A 15193-nucleotide genomic window follows, 5' to 3' on the forward strand; every position below is an offset into this window, starting at 1 on the left:
ATGGCCCGCGCCGTCGATGCCGCGCGCGGCCGCTGTCCTGGCCTCCCGGTCCTCGCCCCGACGCCCCGCGCTCCCCGCCTCACCCAGCGCCGTATCCGCGAGCTCGCTGGCGGGCCTGGCGTCATCCTGCTGTGTGGCCGCTTCGAGGGGATGGACGAGCGCATCTTCGCCGCGCGGCAAATCGAGCCCTTCTGCCTCGCCGACATCCTGCTCTCAGGCGGCGAGCTTGCGGCGCTGGCGCTGCTCGATGCTTGCGTCCGCCTTCTTCCCGGCGTAATGGGCGCCTCCGCAAGCGCGGACGAGGAAAGCTTCGAAACCGGCCTCCTCGAATATCCGCACTACACGCGCCCCCTCGACTTCGAGGGGCATGGCATTCCGGAGGTGTTGCGCTCTGGAAACCATGGCGCCATCGAAGCCTGGCGTCGCGCCCAGGCCGAGAAGGATACCAGGGCATGGCGGCCCGACCTGTGGGAGGCATCTCGCAAGAACCCGCCCTCTGCCGCGCAACCGGAACATCGGCCCGAACGCGAGGCCGGTGATGGAGAAGATGCATGAACCTGTTGCAGACGATCGAGGCCGAGCAGATCGCAAAGCTCACCGCCGCCCGTCCGGTTCCCGCCTTCCGTGCCGGCGATACACTGCGCGTGGGTGTCAAGGTCAAGGAAGGGGACCGCACGCGCATCCAGTATTTCGAGGGTGTGTGCATTGCGCGCGCCAACAAGGGGATGGGCTCCAGCTTCACGGTCCGGAAAGTGAGCTTCGGCGAAGGTGTTGAGCGAGTCTTCCCGCTCTATTCGCCGAGCATCGACTCAATCGAGGTGGTGCGCCGCGGGGTCGTGCGCCGGGCCAAGCTCTATTATCTGCGCGGTCGCTCAGGCAAGTCAGCGCGGATCGCCGAGCGCCGCGACGCGCGTTCGGGTGTCGGAGCCGCGCCTGATGCCGGGGCGGATGCTGGCAGCGCGGGCGAGGCCGCCTGAGCCCGGCCAGCGGCGTCATCGAGGCGGGCGTGCACCGCTTTCCGGTGCGCGTCTATTTCGAGGACACCGACCTCTCCGGCGTGGTCTACCATGCCAACTATCTCCGCTTCCTGGAACGCGCCCGCTCCGATCTGCTGCGCGTCATCGGCATCGACCAGCGCGGCGCCCATGCGCGCGGAGAGGGCGTCTATGCGATTGCCGACATGGCGCTCAGGTTCGTCGCCCCGGCCCGGCTCGACGATGACCTCGTCGTCGAGACACGCTGCCTTGAAGTCGGTGGGGCAACGGTTGTCATGGCGCAGCGGATCTTGCGCGGCATCGATCTTCTGCTTGAGGCGCGCGTTCGTGCGGCCTTTCTGACACTGGGTGGGAGGCCGAGGCGCCAGCCGCGGGAATGGGTGGCCCGCTATCGCGACTTGAGCAGCGCTGTTCAGTCCGCATAAAGAGCCGAGGGGACAGCCACAGGATGGCGCATTCGCCCTGTCATATCGTCAGAGTCATCACCTAGGCCAGAAAGGATCGCGTGGACAAGCTGGTAGCTCCGGCGGCGGGCATGTCGCCGCTCACGCTCTTCCTTGAAGCCGACATCGTCGTGAAGCTGGTGATGCTCGGCCTGTTGGCCGCCTCTGTCTGGTCGTGGGCGATCATCCTCGAGCGGTCGCGCCTGCTCGCGCGCTTAAAGCGCGAAACGGCCGCCTTTGAAGCGCGCTTCTGGAACGCGCGGACGCTTGAGGACATCGGCGGCGGCAAGGGAGATCATCCAGCCGCCGCGCTGTTCCGCGCTGGTCTTGAGGAATGGAAGGCCTCAACCGACGGCCGCTCGGCAATCGACCGCGAGGGCGTGCGCGCCCGGCTGGCAAGCGTCATGGCCGCCTCGATCGACCGCTCGGTCTCCGACCTCTCTGATCGCCTGAACGTGCTTGCAACCATCGGCTCGGTTGCCCCCTTCGTCGGCCTGTTCGGCACTGTGTGGGGTATCATGCGCGCCTTCATCGCCATCGGCCAGACCCAGAACACCAGCCTTGCCGTGGTGGCACCGGGAATCGCCGAGGCCCTGTTTGCAACTGCCATCGGCCTGTTCGCCGCCATTCCCGCCGTCATTGGCTACAACCGCCTGCTTCATCTCATCTCGCGCCTTGAAGATCGGCTGGCGGCCTTCTCCGCTGCCTTTCATGCCATGCTCTCGCGCGAGCTTGACCAGGAGGGCGGCGCCTGATGGGAATGGGCGTTCCCGGCACCGCCAGCGGTCGCCGCCGCAGGCGGGCGCCCATGTCGGAGATCAATGTCACTCCGCTTGTCGACGTGATGCTGGTCCTCCTTATCATCTTCATGGTGGCAGCGCCCCTCCTCGTTACCGGGACAGCAGTCGATCTCCCACAGACGCAAGCGAAGGCCCTCCCCGCCGAGGAGGAGCCGCTCTCCGTCACGCTCGCCCGCAATGGCGCCCGCCAGATCGACGGCGAGACGCTTGCGAACGCAGAATTTGCAGCTCGCTTGGCGGCCATTCGCGAAGCGCGCGGCAATGAGGTCCGGGTCGTCATCCGTGCGGATGCTGCCATCCCCTATGGCGACGTCGCAGCGCTGCTCGCCGACGTGACCGGCGCCGGGTTTACGCGCGTTGCCCTCGTCAACCGGCCGCGCACCGAGCCCAAGAGCCGCCCGTGACCGAGCGCCAAGCACTTTTCATTGCAGCGCTTGCGCACTTCGCGCTCCTTTCTGCGCTGTCGCTTGCCATCCGCCTGGCGCCACCTTCCCCGCCGCCAAGCGACGTGACACCCGTTGAGTTCATCCGCGTGGGTAAAGCGACGGTGTCGCCGAGCCCGGCGGCGCCGGCGCCCGAGCCGGCGATGGTGCTGCCGGCCCCCGACCCTGCGCCCGCACCTGCAGAGGCAGCGCCGGCCGAGGCGCCGGCTCCCGATCCTGCGCCTGCCACCCAGGCGGATGTGCCCCCGCCGGCACCTTCCGATCTTGCGATCCAGGATGCGGTTGTGCGCGAGCCGGTCCGCCCGGCGCCCAGGCCGTCGCCGGCAGCAGCGACTCCAGCCCAGCCGTTCGACGCGAGCGCACTTGAAGCGCTCATCGACCGCTCGGCGAAACGGGCAGCACGACGCCCGCCGGCGGCGGCGGAAGCGACTGCCCGCGGTACGGCACCCGGCACCCCCGGTCCGCAGGCGCTCGCTTCTCTCGAGGCTGCCATCCGCTCCCAGATCGCGCCTTGCTGGAACCCGCCAGTCGGGGGCCAGGATGTAAAGGCGATGACGGTCGTGCTCCGGATCCGCCTCCATCGCGACGGCTCGCTTGCCAGCCCGCCCGAGTTTGTGAGCCAGACCGGCGCAACGGAAGCCAACGCCGCCTACGCTCGCGCTTTCGTTGAGACGGCGCGCCGCGCCGTGCTGCGGTGCAGCCCGCTTGACCTTCCTGCCGAGCTCTATGCCCATTGGCGGGAGTTCGAGCTCAATTTCGACCCGAGGATGATGACGTGATGCGTTTGCCCCTCTGCCGCCTCGTCCTTGCCGTGCTGGCTCTTGCAGCAACACCCGCTGCCGCCCAGCTGCGGGTCGACATCACCGAAGGCTTTGCAGCGCCAATGCCAATTGCGGTCCCTGTGTTCCCCACGCCCGCCAACACGTCCACGCCCGCCGGCGATACTGCTGCCCTCGGCCAGTCGGTCGCCCAGATCATCGCTGCCAACCTCCAGGGCGCAGGCCTGTTCCGCCCGATCGACCGCGCTGCGCTTCCCCGCCCGACTGATGCTCAGATCTTCCGGCCCGCCTTCTTCACCTACAGGAGGCTTGGAGCGCAGGCGCTTGTCTCAGGCTTCGTGACTGCCAACCCCGACGGCACCCTGACTGTGGGCTGCTATCTTCACGACGTCTTCGCCGAGGAGGAACTGGCCCGCCAAGGCTTTACCGTGCCAGTCGCCGGCTGGCGCCGAGCCGCCCACAAGTGCAGCGACATGGTCTATACACGGCTGACTGGCGAGGCCGGCTATTTTGACACCCGCATCGTCTATGTCTCTGAAGCTGGCCCGCGCACCAACCGCGTGAAGCGGCTCGCCATCATGGACCAGGATGGCGCCAACCACCGGTTCCTGACCGGTGGACAGAATATCGTCTTGACCCCGCGCTTTGCACCCAACCAGCAGGCCATCAGCTACATGAGCTTCGAGGGGAACCGGCCCCGGGTATGGATCTACAACATCGGCTCTGGCCGGCAGGAGGCGGTTGGCACCTTCCAGTCAATGACCTTCGCCCCCTCTTTCACGCCCGATGGCAGCCGCCTTCTCTTCTCGGTGATGGCCTCGGGCAACGCCGATATCCACGCGATCGACCTCAAAAGCCGCAGCAGCAGGCGGCTCACCAGCGCAAGCGCTATCGACACCTCCCCCAGCATGAGCCCCGATGGCCGCCGAATCGTGTTCGAAAGCGACCGTGGCGGAACTCAGCAACTCTATGTCATGAACGCAGACGGCAGTGGTGCTGAACGCATCAGCTTCGGCGAGGGTCGTGCCGCAAGCCCGGTGTGGAGCCCGCGCGGCGACCTCATCGCCTTCGTCCGCATCCGCGGCGGCCAGTTCCGCATCGCCGTCATCCGCCCCGATGGCAGCGGCGAGCGGATTTTGACCGACGGCTGGCAGGACGAGAACCCGAGCTGGGCGCCAAACGGCCGGGTCATCCTCTTCACCCGCACGGAGCGCGGCGGCCGCTCGACCTTGCGTGCTGTCGACTTGACCGGCCGCCACGAGCGCGCCATTCCAACTCCGCTCGAGGCAAGCGACCCGTCGTGGAGCTCGCTCTTGCCCTGACCGAACGCTTGTTTTGGAGCAGCTTCATTTCCTGTGCAGGAAATCCGCGCTAGGGCGCGCCGAAGCAGCAGATCGCAGTCATTGCCATGCAACGAGGGGAAAAGTCCATGTCGCGTCAGCTTGCCTTCGTCACGGTTCTGGTTGCACTTCTGGTCTCTGCCTGCGCCAGGAAGCGGGAGACGCTTCCCCCGCCGCCGCCGCCGCCAACGGCTCCGGTCCTCCCGGCCGAGCCGTCAGCCCCTGTGCCCGGCGTTGGCACCACCGCCGTGCCCGGCAGCATGGCCGATTTTCTTGCCCGCGCTGGCTCGGACAGGATCTTCTTCGGGCTCGACCGCTACGATCTTGACGCGGACGCCCGCGCCACGCTCGATCGCCAGGCCGAGTGGCTGCGCCAGTATCCAGCCGTCCGCGCCACCATCGAAGGCCACGCCGACGAGCGGGGAACACGCGAGTATAATCTGGCCCTTGGCGAGCGTCGGGCCAATGCCGCGCGCAACTATCTCGCCGCCCAAGGTATTGCCGCCTCGCGCCTCTCGGTCATCAGCTATGGCAAGGAGCGGCCCGCCGTCGAAGGCTCCAACGAGGACGCCTGGGCCCAGAACCGCCGCGCCGTCACCGTCCTCGTCTCTGGCATGGCCAACTGACGGCGTCGGGAAGCTGACCGGCGCAGTCGGATTTTTCCTGCGCCCTGCTTCCCTCGTTGCCGGGCTGAGACTATAGAAGAGGGGCAGGCGCTCCAGAGCCGACCCCGAGGAGATGACATGAGCGTTCGCCCTTGGCGCGACATCGTCCGGCGCAAGAGCCGGCAGATCATGGTGGGCCGCGTGCCCGTGGGTGGTGACGCCCCGATTACCGTCCAGACCATGACCAACACGCCGACCGAGGATGCTGCGGCCACAATCGACCAGATCCGCCGCTGCGAGGAGGTCGGTGCGGACATCATCCGCGTATCCTGCCCGACTGAGGAAGCAACAGCTGCCTTCCGGCGCATCACGCGCGCAGCTCGGGTGCCAATTGTTGCCGACATCCATTTCCACTACAAGCGCGCGCTCGAGGCCGCCGACGCTGGTGCCGCCTGCTTGCGCATCAACCCAGGCAACATCGGCTCGATGGAGCGCGTGAAGGAAGTGGTGCGCGCCGCCAAGGCGAACGGCTGCGCCATCCGCATTGGCGTGAACGCTGGCAGCCTGGAGAAGCATCTTCTTGAGAAATATGGTGAGCCCTGCCCGGAAGCCTTGGTCGAGTCTGCGCTCGAACATGCCAAGCTCCTCGAAGATGCGGACTTCCACGAGTTCAAGATCAGCGTGAAGGCCTCTGACGTTTTCTTAGCGGTTGCTGCCTATAATGAGCTTGCCGCCCGCACTGACTATCCCCTCCATTTGGGCATTACAGAGGCCGGCGGCCTTATCGGCGGCACAGTCAAGTCGGCAATTGGCCTTGGCATGCTGCTCTGGGCAGGAATCGGCGATACCATCCGCGTCTCGCTTTCCGCCGAGCCTGAGGAGGAAGTGAAGGTCGGCTTTCATATCCTGAAATCGCTTGGAATTCGGGCCCGGGGGGTGAAGATCGTCTCTTGCCCTTCGTGCGCGCGGCAGGGCTTCGATGTCATCCGCACGGTTGAGACCCTGGAAGCGCGCCTTGCCCATATTACGACGCCCTTGTCGCTCTCGGTGCTGGGCTGCGTCGTCAACGGCCCCGGCGAAGCACGCGAGACGGACATTGGCTTGACCGGTGGCGGCAACGGCCGCCACATGGTCTATCTTTCCGGTGTCACCGACCACCATGTGACAGACGAGCGGATCATCGACCACATCGTCGAGCTGGTCGAGAAGAAGGCTGCCGAAATCGAGGCCAGGACGGAACAGGCGGCTCTGCGGGCAGCCGAGTAAGGCAGCCGCGACCCTTCCGCCGGCCGCCGGCTCTGCGGATGGGCGGCCTGCCGTCCGCTGAGCCTGCGCATGGCCCCGGACCTGTGCGGGGAAGGGGTGCCTGCTCCCGGCAAGCCCCGGGGTAGCCGGCAGGCGCGTTGCAGCAAGAGTCGCTGGAAGGCGAGGGCAAGCCACCGCAAGCGCGAAGCGAAAGCGGCTGCAGCCGGCTAAATTCCCGTCCGGCTTGCCGTTGATTGCGCAAGGGACGGAACTCGGGCGAAGCGGCGAGTGGCATCACAAGGCGCCGCGACCGCCAGCCGGATGCGGAAGGTCCATGCGTCATTTCAAGCCTCCGCTGATTGCACCCGACACCAACCCGCTCGAAGCTGCGTTGCGGACGGCTGAACCCCTGTTTGCCTCCGCGCACCTTGGCCTTTGGCTCTATGATTTCTCTGCCGGCACCCTCTGGTGGAGCCGGTTGACATCACACATCCACGAAACCTCCTCTCGGTTCCAGCCGACGATCGAGGAGGCGCTCGCCTTCTACCTGCCCGACGCCCGCGCCGGGATCGAGGCCGTTATTGCAGAGGCGCGGGAGCGCGGGCGCGCCTGGGATGCGACCTTTCCGATCAGGACTGCCAAAGGCCGGTTGCGGCTGCTGCGCTCATGCGGTCTTGCCTTTGCTGAGGGCGGCGTGCCGCGCTGGCTGGCTGGCACCTGCGAGGATGTGACGGAAGCGACCGCGCGCAGCACCGAGCATGCGCGTCTCGCCCTTGTCGTCCAGCAGATGACGAATGCCGCTGTCATCGCCGACCGCGACGGCCGCACACTCTGGGCCAACCGGGCCTTCGAGCAGCTGACCGGCTACAGGCTGGCGGACTTTCTCGGCCGCAAGCCTGGCGAATTGCTTCAGGGGCCGGGCACCGATCCGGCGACGGTTGCTGCCATCTCTCGTGCGATTGCAAGAGGTGCGCCGTTCGCAGGCGAAATCCTGAACTATCGTGCGGATGGAACGCCCTACTGGATCGAGCTTTCCATCTCCCCGATCCGCGATGACCAAGGCGCGCTTTCCGGCTTCGTCGGGATTGAAAGTGATTCGACCGCCCGGCGCGCTCTCCAGGAGGAGGCTGCGCGCGAACTTGCCCTGCGCTGCGAGGCCGAGACGCTGCTGCGGGAAATCGTCGATGCTGTCCCGGTTGCGCTTTCGGTCTACGACCGCTGCGATCGGTTCGTGACCGGCAATCGGGCACTCTATGAGACCTTTCCAGCGTTTGCTCCTCTGTTCACGCCGGGCACGCCGCTTGCAACGACAATCCGGGCCTGGTTCCGCCACAACGCTGCCGATGCTGGCGGCGACGAGGCCCGGCTCGACAAGCTGACGGAACGCGGGCTTGCTGCCGTCCGCGCTGGGCTCGTGGGGGTCGAAACCCGGCTTCCCGATGGCCGCTGGCTCCTCTCCTCGGCACGGCGGACGGCCTCAGGCTACCTCATTTGGGTACGCACCGATATCACCGCCTTGAAGCAGGCCGAGCTCGAAGCGCGCGACCGCGCCAGCCGAGATCCTCTGACTGGCCTGCTCAACCGGGCCGGATTCATGGGGCTTCTCAAAGCGATGGCCGATCGCCATGCTCGTGAAGCCCCAACCACACCCCCTGCTGGGTGTCTCATCGTCCTCGATGTCGACCACTTCAAGTCGGTGAACGATGTTTACGGCCACGACGCTGGCGACAGGCTGCTGATCGCAGTCGCTCGCCGGCTGGAGCGAGCCATCCGCAAGACCGACCTTGCCGCCAGGCTCGGGGGTGACGAATTCGCCCTCTTCTTGTGCGGGACCAGCAAGGCCGATGCTCGGGCCAGGGTCGAGGCGATCCTTGCAGCTGCCTCGCGGGCGGTCCCGGTCGGCTCTGTCCGGCTCATTCCTTCCCTCTCTGTCGGTGTGGCGCTTGCTGGCCAAGACGGGAAGGATTGCGAGACGTTGCTGCGCCATGCCGATCGCGCCCTCTATGAAGCTAAGCGCCAAGGCCGGGGCCGCGCCGTCTTCTATGCTGACCGGCTGGCCGAGGAGCTTGCGGACCGGCGCCGGCTTGCCGAGCGGCTGCGGCGCGCGCTCGACTCTGGCGACATCGACGTTGCCCTGCAGCCGCAGCTCCGCCTGGCCGATGGCGCCATCGCTGGCTTCGAAGCGCTCGCCCGCTGGACTGACCAGGGCCGGGCTGTGTCGCCGCTCGAGTTCGTCGCCGCTGCGGAGGAACATGGCCTTGCCGAGCGGCTTGGGCGCGCTGTGCTTGCCCGCGCTCTTGCTGCTGCCAAGGCCTTGCGAGACTCGACCGGACGGCCTTTGCGTGTGAGCGTCAATGTCTCAACTGCGCAGCTTTTGGCTGAGGACTTGCTCGACCAAGTGACGACCCTTCTTGACCGGGCCTGCCTTCCTCCTGCAGCACTCGAGCTCGAAGTCACGGAAACCGTCTTTCTCGATCGGTCCTTCACCCGGATCAGCCAGACGCTCGACTGGCTTCGCAAGGCCGGGGTCCGTGTGGCACTCGATGATTTTGGCACCGGCCACGCCTCGTTGAGCCATCTTGGCACACTTGCAGTGGACTGTCTCAAGATGGACCGCAGCTTCGTTGCCGCCATCGGGCAGGACCGTCGCCGCGAACTCATCGCCCGCACCATCATCAGCCTTGCCCGCGGGCTCGAGCTTGATTGCGTGGCCGAGGGAGTGGAGACGAAAGCGCAGCTGCGCTTCCTCGAAGGCCATGGCTGCACCCTGGTGCAAGGCTATCTCATTGGCCGGCCGATGACAGTTGCGGCAGCCCGCGCTCTCCTTGAAACGCACCCGTCAGGGGCGACAAGCGCGCCCCTCCTTCCGCAGGCGCGGCGCTATATCTCTGGCCCACGCGGCTGAGATGTGAAACCCATGGGCGGCAGTCGGCCCTGGGTGCAGCGGCCAGGGGCCCTCCGCTTCCCATGTCGCCACATGAGGACCGGAAGATTGCTCAGGCGGCTCTTGAGGCGAAGGGCTCAGCTGTCTTCGCTGGCAACGCGACGGGACTGCCGGCCAGCAAAACATGCTTGCCCGCCGCGCCAAGCGTGACCCCCCGGCCGAGGCCGTTTGCGGTCTTGCAGATGGATGCTGTGAGGATGGCCGCCAATGGTGGGCGCGGCAAGGATTGAACTTGCGACCCCTGCGGTGTGAACACAGTGCTCTACCACTGAGCTACGCGCCCGAATGCCACGGCCGGCGAGGAGCGCTCGGCTAGGCGAGCGCTGGCGCGCTGTCAACTGCGCGCCGCCGGCGGAGCGAAGCGCCGACCAGGCCGAACCCGGCGATCATCATGGCCCAGGTTCCCGGTTCGGGGATAATCCCGAGCGGATAGACCTGGCCCGAGGGGAAACGGATGTTGAGCCGATGCGTGATGTTCCGCCCGATCGCGTTGCGTGCCGTGATGTTGAGGATCTGGAAAGTGCCGGAATAGTCCGTAAAGGCGAAGCCCTCTGCGCCTGCTGCGACGGAGGCATTGGCAGCGAAGCGCCAGATCCAGTCGAGAAGCGCGAGGCCGGGATCGAGCTCGACGGTGAGCTCGAAGGGAAAGACAGTGTCTTCGGGGCGAACGACGATGGAGGAAAAGCCGCCGCTCACCCCCCGGACCCGCGTTTCCTTGCCCAGCGTGTGCACCTTGAAGGTGCCGAAGTCCTGAAGGCCGCGCACCAGCGCCACCTCGTCGAGGACCGCAGGATCGACCGAAAGGCCACCGCGGTAGATGCCCATCTGCATGAAGGCGGCTGTCGAGGCGCCAGCAAAGCCCGCGCCCGCGAAGCTGGTGGACTGGTTGCCTGACATCTGGACAGTGAAGGTCATGAATACCGGTTCCAGCAACGGATCAAACAGCATCCGTTCCGTCCAGGCGCCACCTCCGGTCCCGATCGTTACTGTCGTCTGGTCACCGAAGCCCCGGGCGAACGCCTGCCCGCGCATCACTCCCTTTGGCTCGGCCCGCGCGAAGGCCTGAAAGAAGTTGCCGGCCGTGCCAGTCCGCACACAGGAGATGGTCACGCCAATTTCGGCCGTGCTCGCGCATGGCAAAATTGACGCGCCGTCGATCACGCCGCTCACGGTTCCGAAATAGCCCTGAGCGGACGCAGGCACGGCGGCTGCCAAACCGGCGCCGAGGAATGCTGCCAAAGCCCGTGTTCCCATCCCGACCCTCCGTCTGGCTCGCTTGGAGAATGCCATCCGCAGCGCCGAGGGACAAGGCTCAATGGGTGACGGGCGCCTCGACCGGCGCGGGTGCAGCGGCCTGCTCGGCGGGGTCGAGCACGGGTAGCGGCGAGACCGGCCGCGCAAAGGCCCGCGCGATTACCTCATCCACATGCGCGACCGGCACAATGGTGAGGCCAGCCTTCACATTGTCCGGGATCTCGGCCAAGTCCTTCTCGTTCTCAGCCGGGATGAGCACAGTTGAGATCCCGCCCCGGAGTGCAGCGAGCAGTTTTTCCTTCAAGCCGCCAATTGCAAGTACCCGGCCTCGCAGAGTGACTTCGCCCGTCATCGCCACATCGCGGCGAACGGGGATGCCGGTCAGCGTCGAGACGATGGACGTCACCATCGCAACGCCGGCCGAAGGCCCGTCCTTGGGTGTTGCACCTTCCGGCACATGGACATGGATGTCCTTTTTGGCGAGCGTCTCGCTGTCGATCCCGTAGGCCGCTGCCCGTGCTTTCACGAACGAGAAGGCCGTTGTGATCGATTCCTTCATGACATCGCCGAGCTTGCCAGTCTGGACGACACTTCCCTTGCCAGGAACCGTCACGCTCTCGATGGTCAAAAGATCGCCGCCGCTCTGGGTCCAGGCAAGGCCAGTCACGGCGCCGACCTGGTCTTCGGCTTCCGACATGCCGAAGCGGAACTTCCGCACGCCCAGGAATTCACCAAGATTGTCAGGTGTGATGGTGAAAGCCTCACCCTTCTTCTCAAGAATCCGCCGCAGCGACTTGCGTGCCAGCTTGGCAAGCTCGCGCTCGAGCGTCCTCACGCCTGCCTCTCGCGTGTAATAGCGGATGACATCCCGAAGTGCCGCATCGGTGACGGCGAACTCGCCCTCCTTCAGCCCATGGGCTTCCATCTGCTTGGGCAGCAGATGGCGTTTGGCAATCTCGACCTTTTCCTCCTCCGTGTAGCCCGAAAGCTGGATGATCTCCATGCGGTCGAGAAGTGGCTGGGGCATGTTGTAGCTGTTGGCCGTGGTCACGAACATGACCTGGCTCAGGTCGAAATCGACTTCCAGATAATGATCGTTGAACTTGGCGTTTTGTTCCGGGTCGAGCACTTCAAGCAGGGCTGAGGCCGGGTCGCCGCGGAAGTCATGGCCCAGCTTGTCGATTTCATCGAGAAGGAAGAGCGGGTTGGATGTGCCGGCCTTCTTGAGGTTCTGGATGATCTTGCCCGGCATCGAGCCGATGTAGGTGCGCCGGTGGCCGCGGATCTCGGCCTCGTCCCTCACGCCGCCGAGCGACTGGCGGATGAATTCGCGGCCGGTTGCCTTGGCAATCGAGCGCCCGAGCGAGGTCTTGCCAACGCCAGGCGGCCCGACCAGGCAGAGGATGGGTCCCTTCAGCTTGTTGGTCCGGGCCTGGACGGCCAGATATTCGATGATACGTTCCTTCACCTTCTCAAGGCCGTAGTGGTCGGCCTCGAGCACGGCTTCGGCGGCAACAATGTCCTTCTTGATCTTCGAAGTCTTGCCCCAGGGCAGTGACAAGAGAACGTCAAGCCAGTTCCGCACCACTGTCGCTTCCGCCGACATCGGCGACATCGCCTTCAGCTTGCGGACCTCAGCGATCGCCTTTTCGCGAGCTTCCTTCGAAAGCTTGGTCTTGGAAATCCTCGCTTCGTATTCGGCAGTCTCGTTGCCATCGTCATCGTCACCCAGTTCGCGCTGGATTGCCTTCAGCTGTTCATTGAGATAGTATTCGCGCTGGGTCTTCTCCATCTGCCGTTTGACACGGCTCTTGATCTTCCGTTCGACTTGGAGGAGGCCGATTTCGGCTTCCATGTGGGCGAGGACGAGCTCGAGCCGCTTCGCGACGTCGGTTTCCGAAAGAAGTGCCTGACGGTCTGCGATCTTGAGGTTGAGATTGGCGGCAATGGTGTCGGCCAGCCGGCCGGGATCTCCCATGGTCTCAAGCTGGCTCGCAAGCTCGGGGGAGGCCTTGCGCGCCTGCTTGGCATAAGTCTCGAACTGCTTCAGGACGGAACGCTCGAGCACTTCGCCTTCTGCTCCCTGCGGCGGCAGGTCGACAAGCTCGGCAAGCGTTGCCACGAGATGCTCGCCAGCGAGCACGAGAGACAGCACTTTGGCCCGGCGTCGCCCTTCCACCAGTACCTTGACGGTGCCATCGGGCAGCTTCAAGAGCTGCAGCACGGTTGCGATTGTGCCAACATCATAGAGCGCGTCGCGGCCCGGGTCCTCGTCAGACGGGTTTTTTTGCGACAGCAGGAAGATCGACTTGTCGGCCTGCATTGCGGACTCGAGCGCCTTGACCGATTTCTCGCGCCCGACGAAAAGCGGCACAATCATGTGCGGGAAGACCACGATGTCCCGGAGCGGGAGCACGGGAAGAGTGATGTCCATGGCAGCGCATATGGGGCGCTCGATGCGCAAGCGCAATCGTGCGCGAAGGTTGAAAGCGCTGCCGGTTTAGTCTCCGGCCAGGCGTGGTGCCGGCCCGGGCAGCGTGACGGCTGGCGTTGCGGAGAAGCGGACGGGGTGACGGGCCACTCGGACTCGCCCGGCCTTGCCTTGGTCCACTTCGACGATGCAGCCATTGTGCACCACCTGGGGGTCGGTCAGCAGAGTCTCGCGGTCATTGACCACGCAGCCGACGGCGCCGGCGCGCGTGAAGCCTTCCATGAGCTCAGCGACGGTGCGCTTGGCAACTTCGGCGCCGATTGCGGCCATCATCGCCGGCAGATTGGCAAAGCGCCCGCCGCCCGTGTCAAACACCGGGTCAGCGAGGCTTTCGGGGTGCCCGAGCGCGTCTCTGAGCGCGCGGAACTCGACATCCTGCAACGCCGACAGGGCCACCCAGCCATCCTTCGCGCGCCACAGCCGGCCGAAGGTGGCATAGTCTGGCATCGGCGCTTCCGGCCCGTCGACGAAGGCCTGATTGTACATGCCCTCTACCCAGTTGAAGGCGACAGCGGCATCGAGCATTGCGACTTCGACCTTCTGGCCTGCGCCGGTCCGCTCGCGAGCGAAAAGGGCAGCGGTAATTGCCTGGGCAGCCGTGATGGCTGTGACCTTGTCGAAGATGAGCGTGCCGACCAGCTTTGGCTCGGGCTCGGCGCCGGCCTGCAGCGCGCACACGGCAGAGGCGGCCTGCACCACCGGATCATAGGCCCTGAGGTTTGCATAGGGCCCGCTCGGGCCGAAGCCGGTAATCGAGCACCAGATGAGGCGCGGGTTCCATTCGGCGCAGCGCTCATAGGGCAGGCCGAGCTTGGCCATGGTGCCGGGGCGGAAATTCTCGATGAGCACATCTGCCCAGGAGACCAGCGCCTCGAAGCGTGCATGGGTTGCCGGGTCTTTCAGGTCGAGCTTCTCGCCGCGCTTGCCGCGGTTGACGGCGACATAGATGCCCGAGACCCCGCCGCGCCGCGCCCCGAAGCCAGTTACCGGGTCACCTTCGGGGCTCTCGAGCTTGATGACGTCTGCGCCCTGGTCGGCAAGCCAGCCCCCCGCCATGGGGCCCGAGACGATTTGTGACAGGTCGAGCACCCGGATTCCGGCCAATGGTCCCATGCGCTACTCCTCCCGCGTGTTGACATAGGGCGCAGGCTTGGGCCCGCCAGCAGGCGCTTTCGGGAGGGGCCGCAGAGGGCATTGGTCCAAAGAGGCGATTAGAGGTAAAAAAAGAGTGTTTTCCCTCTTGCGTTCTGGAGCCCGCGTGTTTACTGATGGCGAAGATCAACCAAGGAGGATGACCCAATGCGCGAGATTCTGGTTAGTGTCGATGTGTTTGCAGCTATTTGGGCCCTACGGCGGCCTGGAGAGCAGACCGAAAATGACGTGCTGAGAAGGATCTTGGGCGTAAAACCGCTCGTGGCAGACAGCAACCGCGGCTTACCAGTCGAGAACCCAAGCGCTCGGCTTCAAGAGCGCTCCGCCCTTGATATTGCGCCTACGATCGACGATCATTTAGAGGGAAAGAGCTCTGAATTGAAGGGTCGAGTTGAGACGTTTGGAGGGGAAGTTGGGATGGGTAAAGTTAGATGGGTTGATGATATTCACAAGGCATTTTACGATCTTGGGGGTCGAGCTTCGCTTCACGCGATCTACAAACACGTTGCTGCTCAAAGGCGTGCTGCCGGTCGCTCGGTGCCCAAGACATTGGAGGCGACTATACGGCGAACCATAGAAGATCATTCTTCGGACTCAGCCAATTTTCGCGGAGTTGATCTCTTTGCGAAGGTCGGGCGTGGAGAATGGGCACTTCGGACGCGCTGAAGTTCACCCCTTCAGCGCCACCGCCTCGCTCCTGCG

General features: G+C 65.2%; 14 protein-coding genes and 1 tRNA gene. 11 read left to right on the top strand and 4 right to left on the bottom strand.

All coding sequences use genetic code 11. The features are described from left to right. The 10 genes from ACWIQA_RS03910 to ACWIQA_RS03955 all read left to right on the top strand — a co-directional run. On the top strand, window positions 1-555 hold a 555-nt coding region (locus ACWIQA_RS03910), incomplete at its 5' end, for a tRNA (guanosine(37)-N1)-methyltransferase TrmD (RefSeq protein ID WP_448581759.1). After that, the gene (gene rplS, locus ACWIQA_RS03915) at window positions 552-977 is read left to right on the top strand and encodes a 50S ribosomal protein L19 (RefSeq protein ID WP_448581760.1); all 426 of its coding nucleotides are present in this window, start codon (window positions 552-554) and stop codon (window positions 975-977) included. The genes ACWIQA_RS03910 and rplS, both read left to right, overlap by 4 nt. A gap of 29 nt (window positions 978-1006) precedes the next feature. After that, window positions 1007-1420 (top strand): YbgC/FadM family acyl-CoA thioesterase, encoded by a 414-nt coding sequence (locus ACWIQA_RS03920; protein ID WP_448581761.1) that lies wholly within the window; start codon window positions 1007-1009, stop codon window positions 1418-1420. A gap of 110 nt (window positions 1421-1530) precedes the next feature. After that, complete coding sequence (gene tolQ / locus ACWIQA_RS03925; protein ID WP_448581771.1) at window positions 1531-2193, top strand: protein TolQ; 663 nt, start codon at window positions 1531-1533, stop codon at window positions 2191-2193. Between the two features lie 53 nt (window positions 2194-2246). Next, a complete protein-coding gene (locus tag ACWIQA_RS03930) occupies window positions 2247-2642 on the top strand; it encodes an ExbD/TolR family protein (protein ID WP_448581762.1) in 396 nt (131 codons plus the stop codon). Then, window positions 2639-3460, top strand: coding sequence for a hypothetical protein (locus ACWIQA_RS03935; RefSeq protein ID WP_448581763.1), 822 nt, complete (start codon window positions 2639-2641; stop codon window positions 3458-3460). Before ACWIQA_RS03930 ends, ACWIQA_RS03935 begins: the two co-directional genes overlap by 4 nt. Next, window positions 3460-4782 (top strand): Tol-Pal system beta propeller repeat protein TolB, encoded by a 1323-nt coding sequence (gene tolB / locus ACWIQA_RS03940; RefSeq protein WP_448581772.1) that lies wholly within the window; start codon window positions 3460-3462, stop codon window positions 4780-4782. Before ACWIQA_RS03935 ends, tolB begins: the two co-directional genes overlap by 1 nt. Window positions 4783-4889: 107 nt before the next feature. Then, window positions 4890-5426, top strand: coding sequence for a peptidoglycan-associated lipoprotein Pal (pal, locus tag ACWIQA_RS03945; RefSeq protein WP_448581764.1), 537 nt, complete (start codon window positions 4890-4892; stop codon window positions 5424-5426). Window positions 5427-5543: 117 nt separating this feature from the next. Then, on the top strand, window positions 5544-6671 hold the full coding sequence (ispG, locus tag ACWIQA_RS03950; RefSeq protein ID WP_448581765.1) for a flavodoxin-dependent (E)-4-hydroxy-3-methylbut-2-enyl-diphosphate synthase: 1128 nt from the start codon (window positions 5544-5546) through the stop codon (window positions 6669-6671). A 313-nt stretch (window positions 6672-6984) separates the two neighbouring features. Beyond that, the gene (locus ACWIQA_RS03955; protein WP_448581766.1) at window positions 6985-9555 is read left to right on the top strand and encodes a putative bifunctional diguanylate cyclase/phosphodiesterase; all 2571 of its coding nucleotides are present in this window, start codon (window positions 6985-6987) and stop codon (window positions 9553-9555) included. A gap of 247 nt (window positions 9556-9802) precedes the next feature. Here the strand turns inward: ACWIQA_RS03955 and ACWIQA_RS03960 are convergent. The 4 genes from ACWIQA_RS03960 to ACWIQA_RS03975 form a co-directional block, all read right to left on the bottom strand. Further along, window positions 9803-9877, bottom strand: a tRNA-Val gene (locus ACWIQA_RS03960). Between the two features lie 29 nt (window positions 9878-9906). After that, on the bottom strand, window positions 9907-10704 hold the full coding sequence (locus tag ACWIQA_RS03965; protein ID WP_448581767.1) for a PEPxxWA-CTERM sorting domain-containing protein: 798 nt from the start codon (window positions 10702-10704) through the stop codon (window positions 9907-9909). A gap of 202 nt (window positions 10705-10906) precedes the next feature. Further along, the gene (gene lon / locus ACWIQA_RS03970; protein ID WP_448581768.1) at window positions 10907-13282 is read right to left on the bottom strand and encodes an endopeptidase La; all 2376 of its coding nucleotides are present in this window, start codon (window positions 13280-13282) and stop codon (window positions 10907-10909) included. A 66-nt stretch (window positions 13283-13348) separates the two neighbouring features. After that, the gene (locus tag ACWIQA_RS03975) at window positions 13349-14452 is read right to left on the bottom strand and encodes a CaiB/BaiF CoA transferase family protein (protein ID WP_448581769.1); all 1104 of its coding nucleotides are present in this window, start codon (window positions 14450-14452) and stop codon (window positions 13349-13351) included. A 186-nt stretch (window positions 14453-14638) separates the two neighbouring features. Here ACWIQA_RS03975 and ACWIQA_RS03980 point away from each other — a divergent pair, with 186 nt between their 5' ends. Continuing rightward, window positions 14639-15157, top strand: coding sequence for a hypothetical protein (locus ACWIQA_RS03980; RefSeq protein ID WP_448581770.1), 519 nt, complete (start codon window positions 14639-14641; stop codon window positions 15155-15157). Window positions 15158-15193: the final 36 nt, after the last annotated feature.

The organism is Thermaurantiacus sp. (assembly GCF_053487655.1).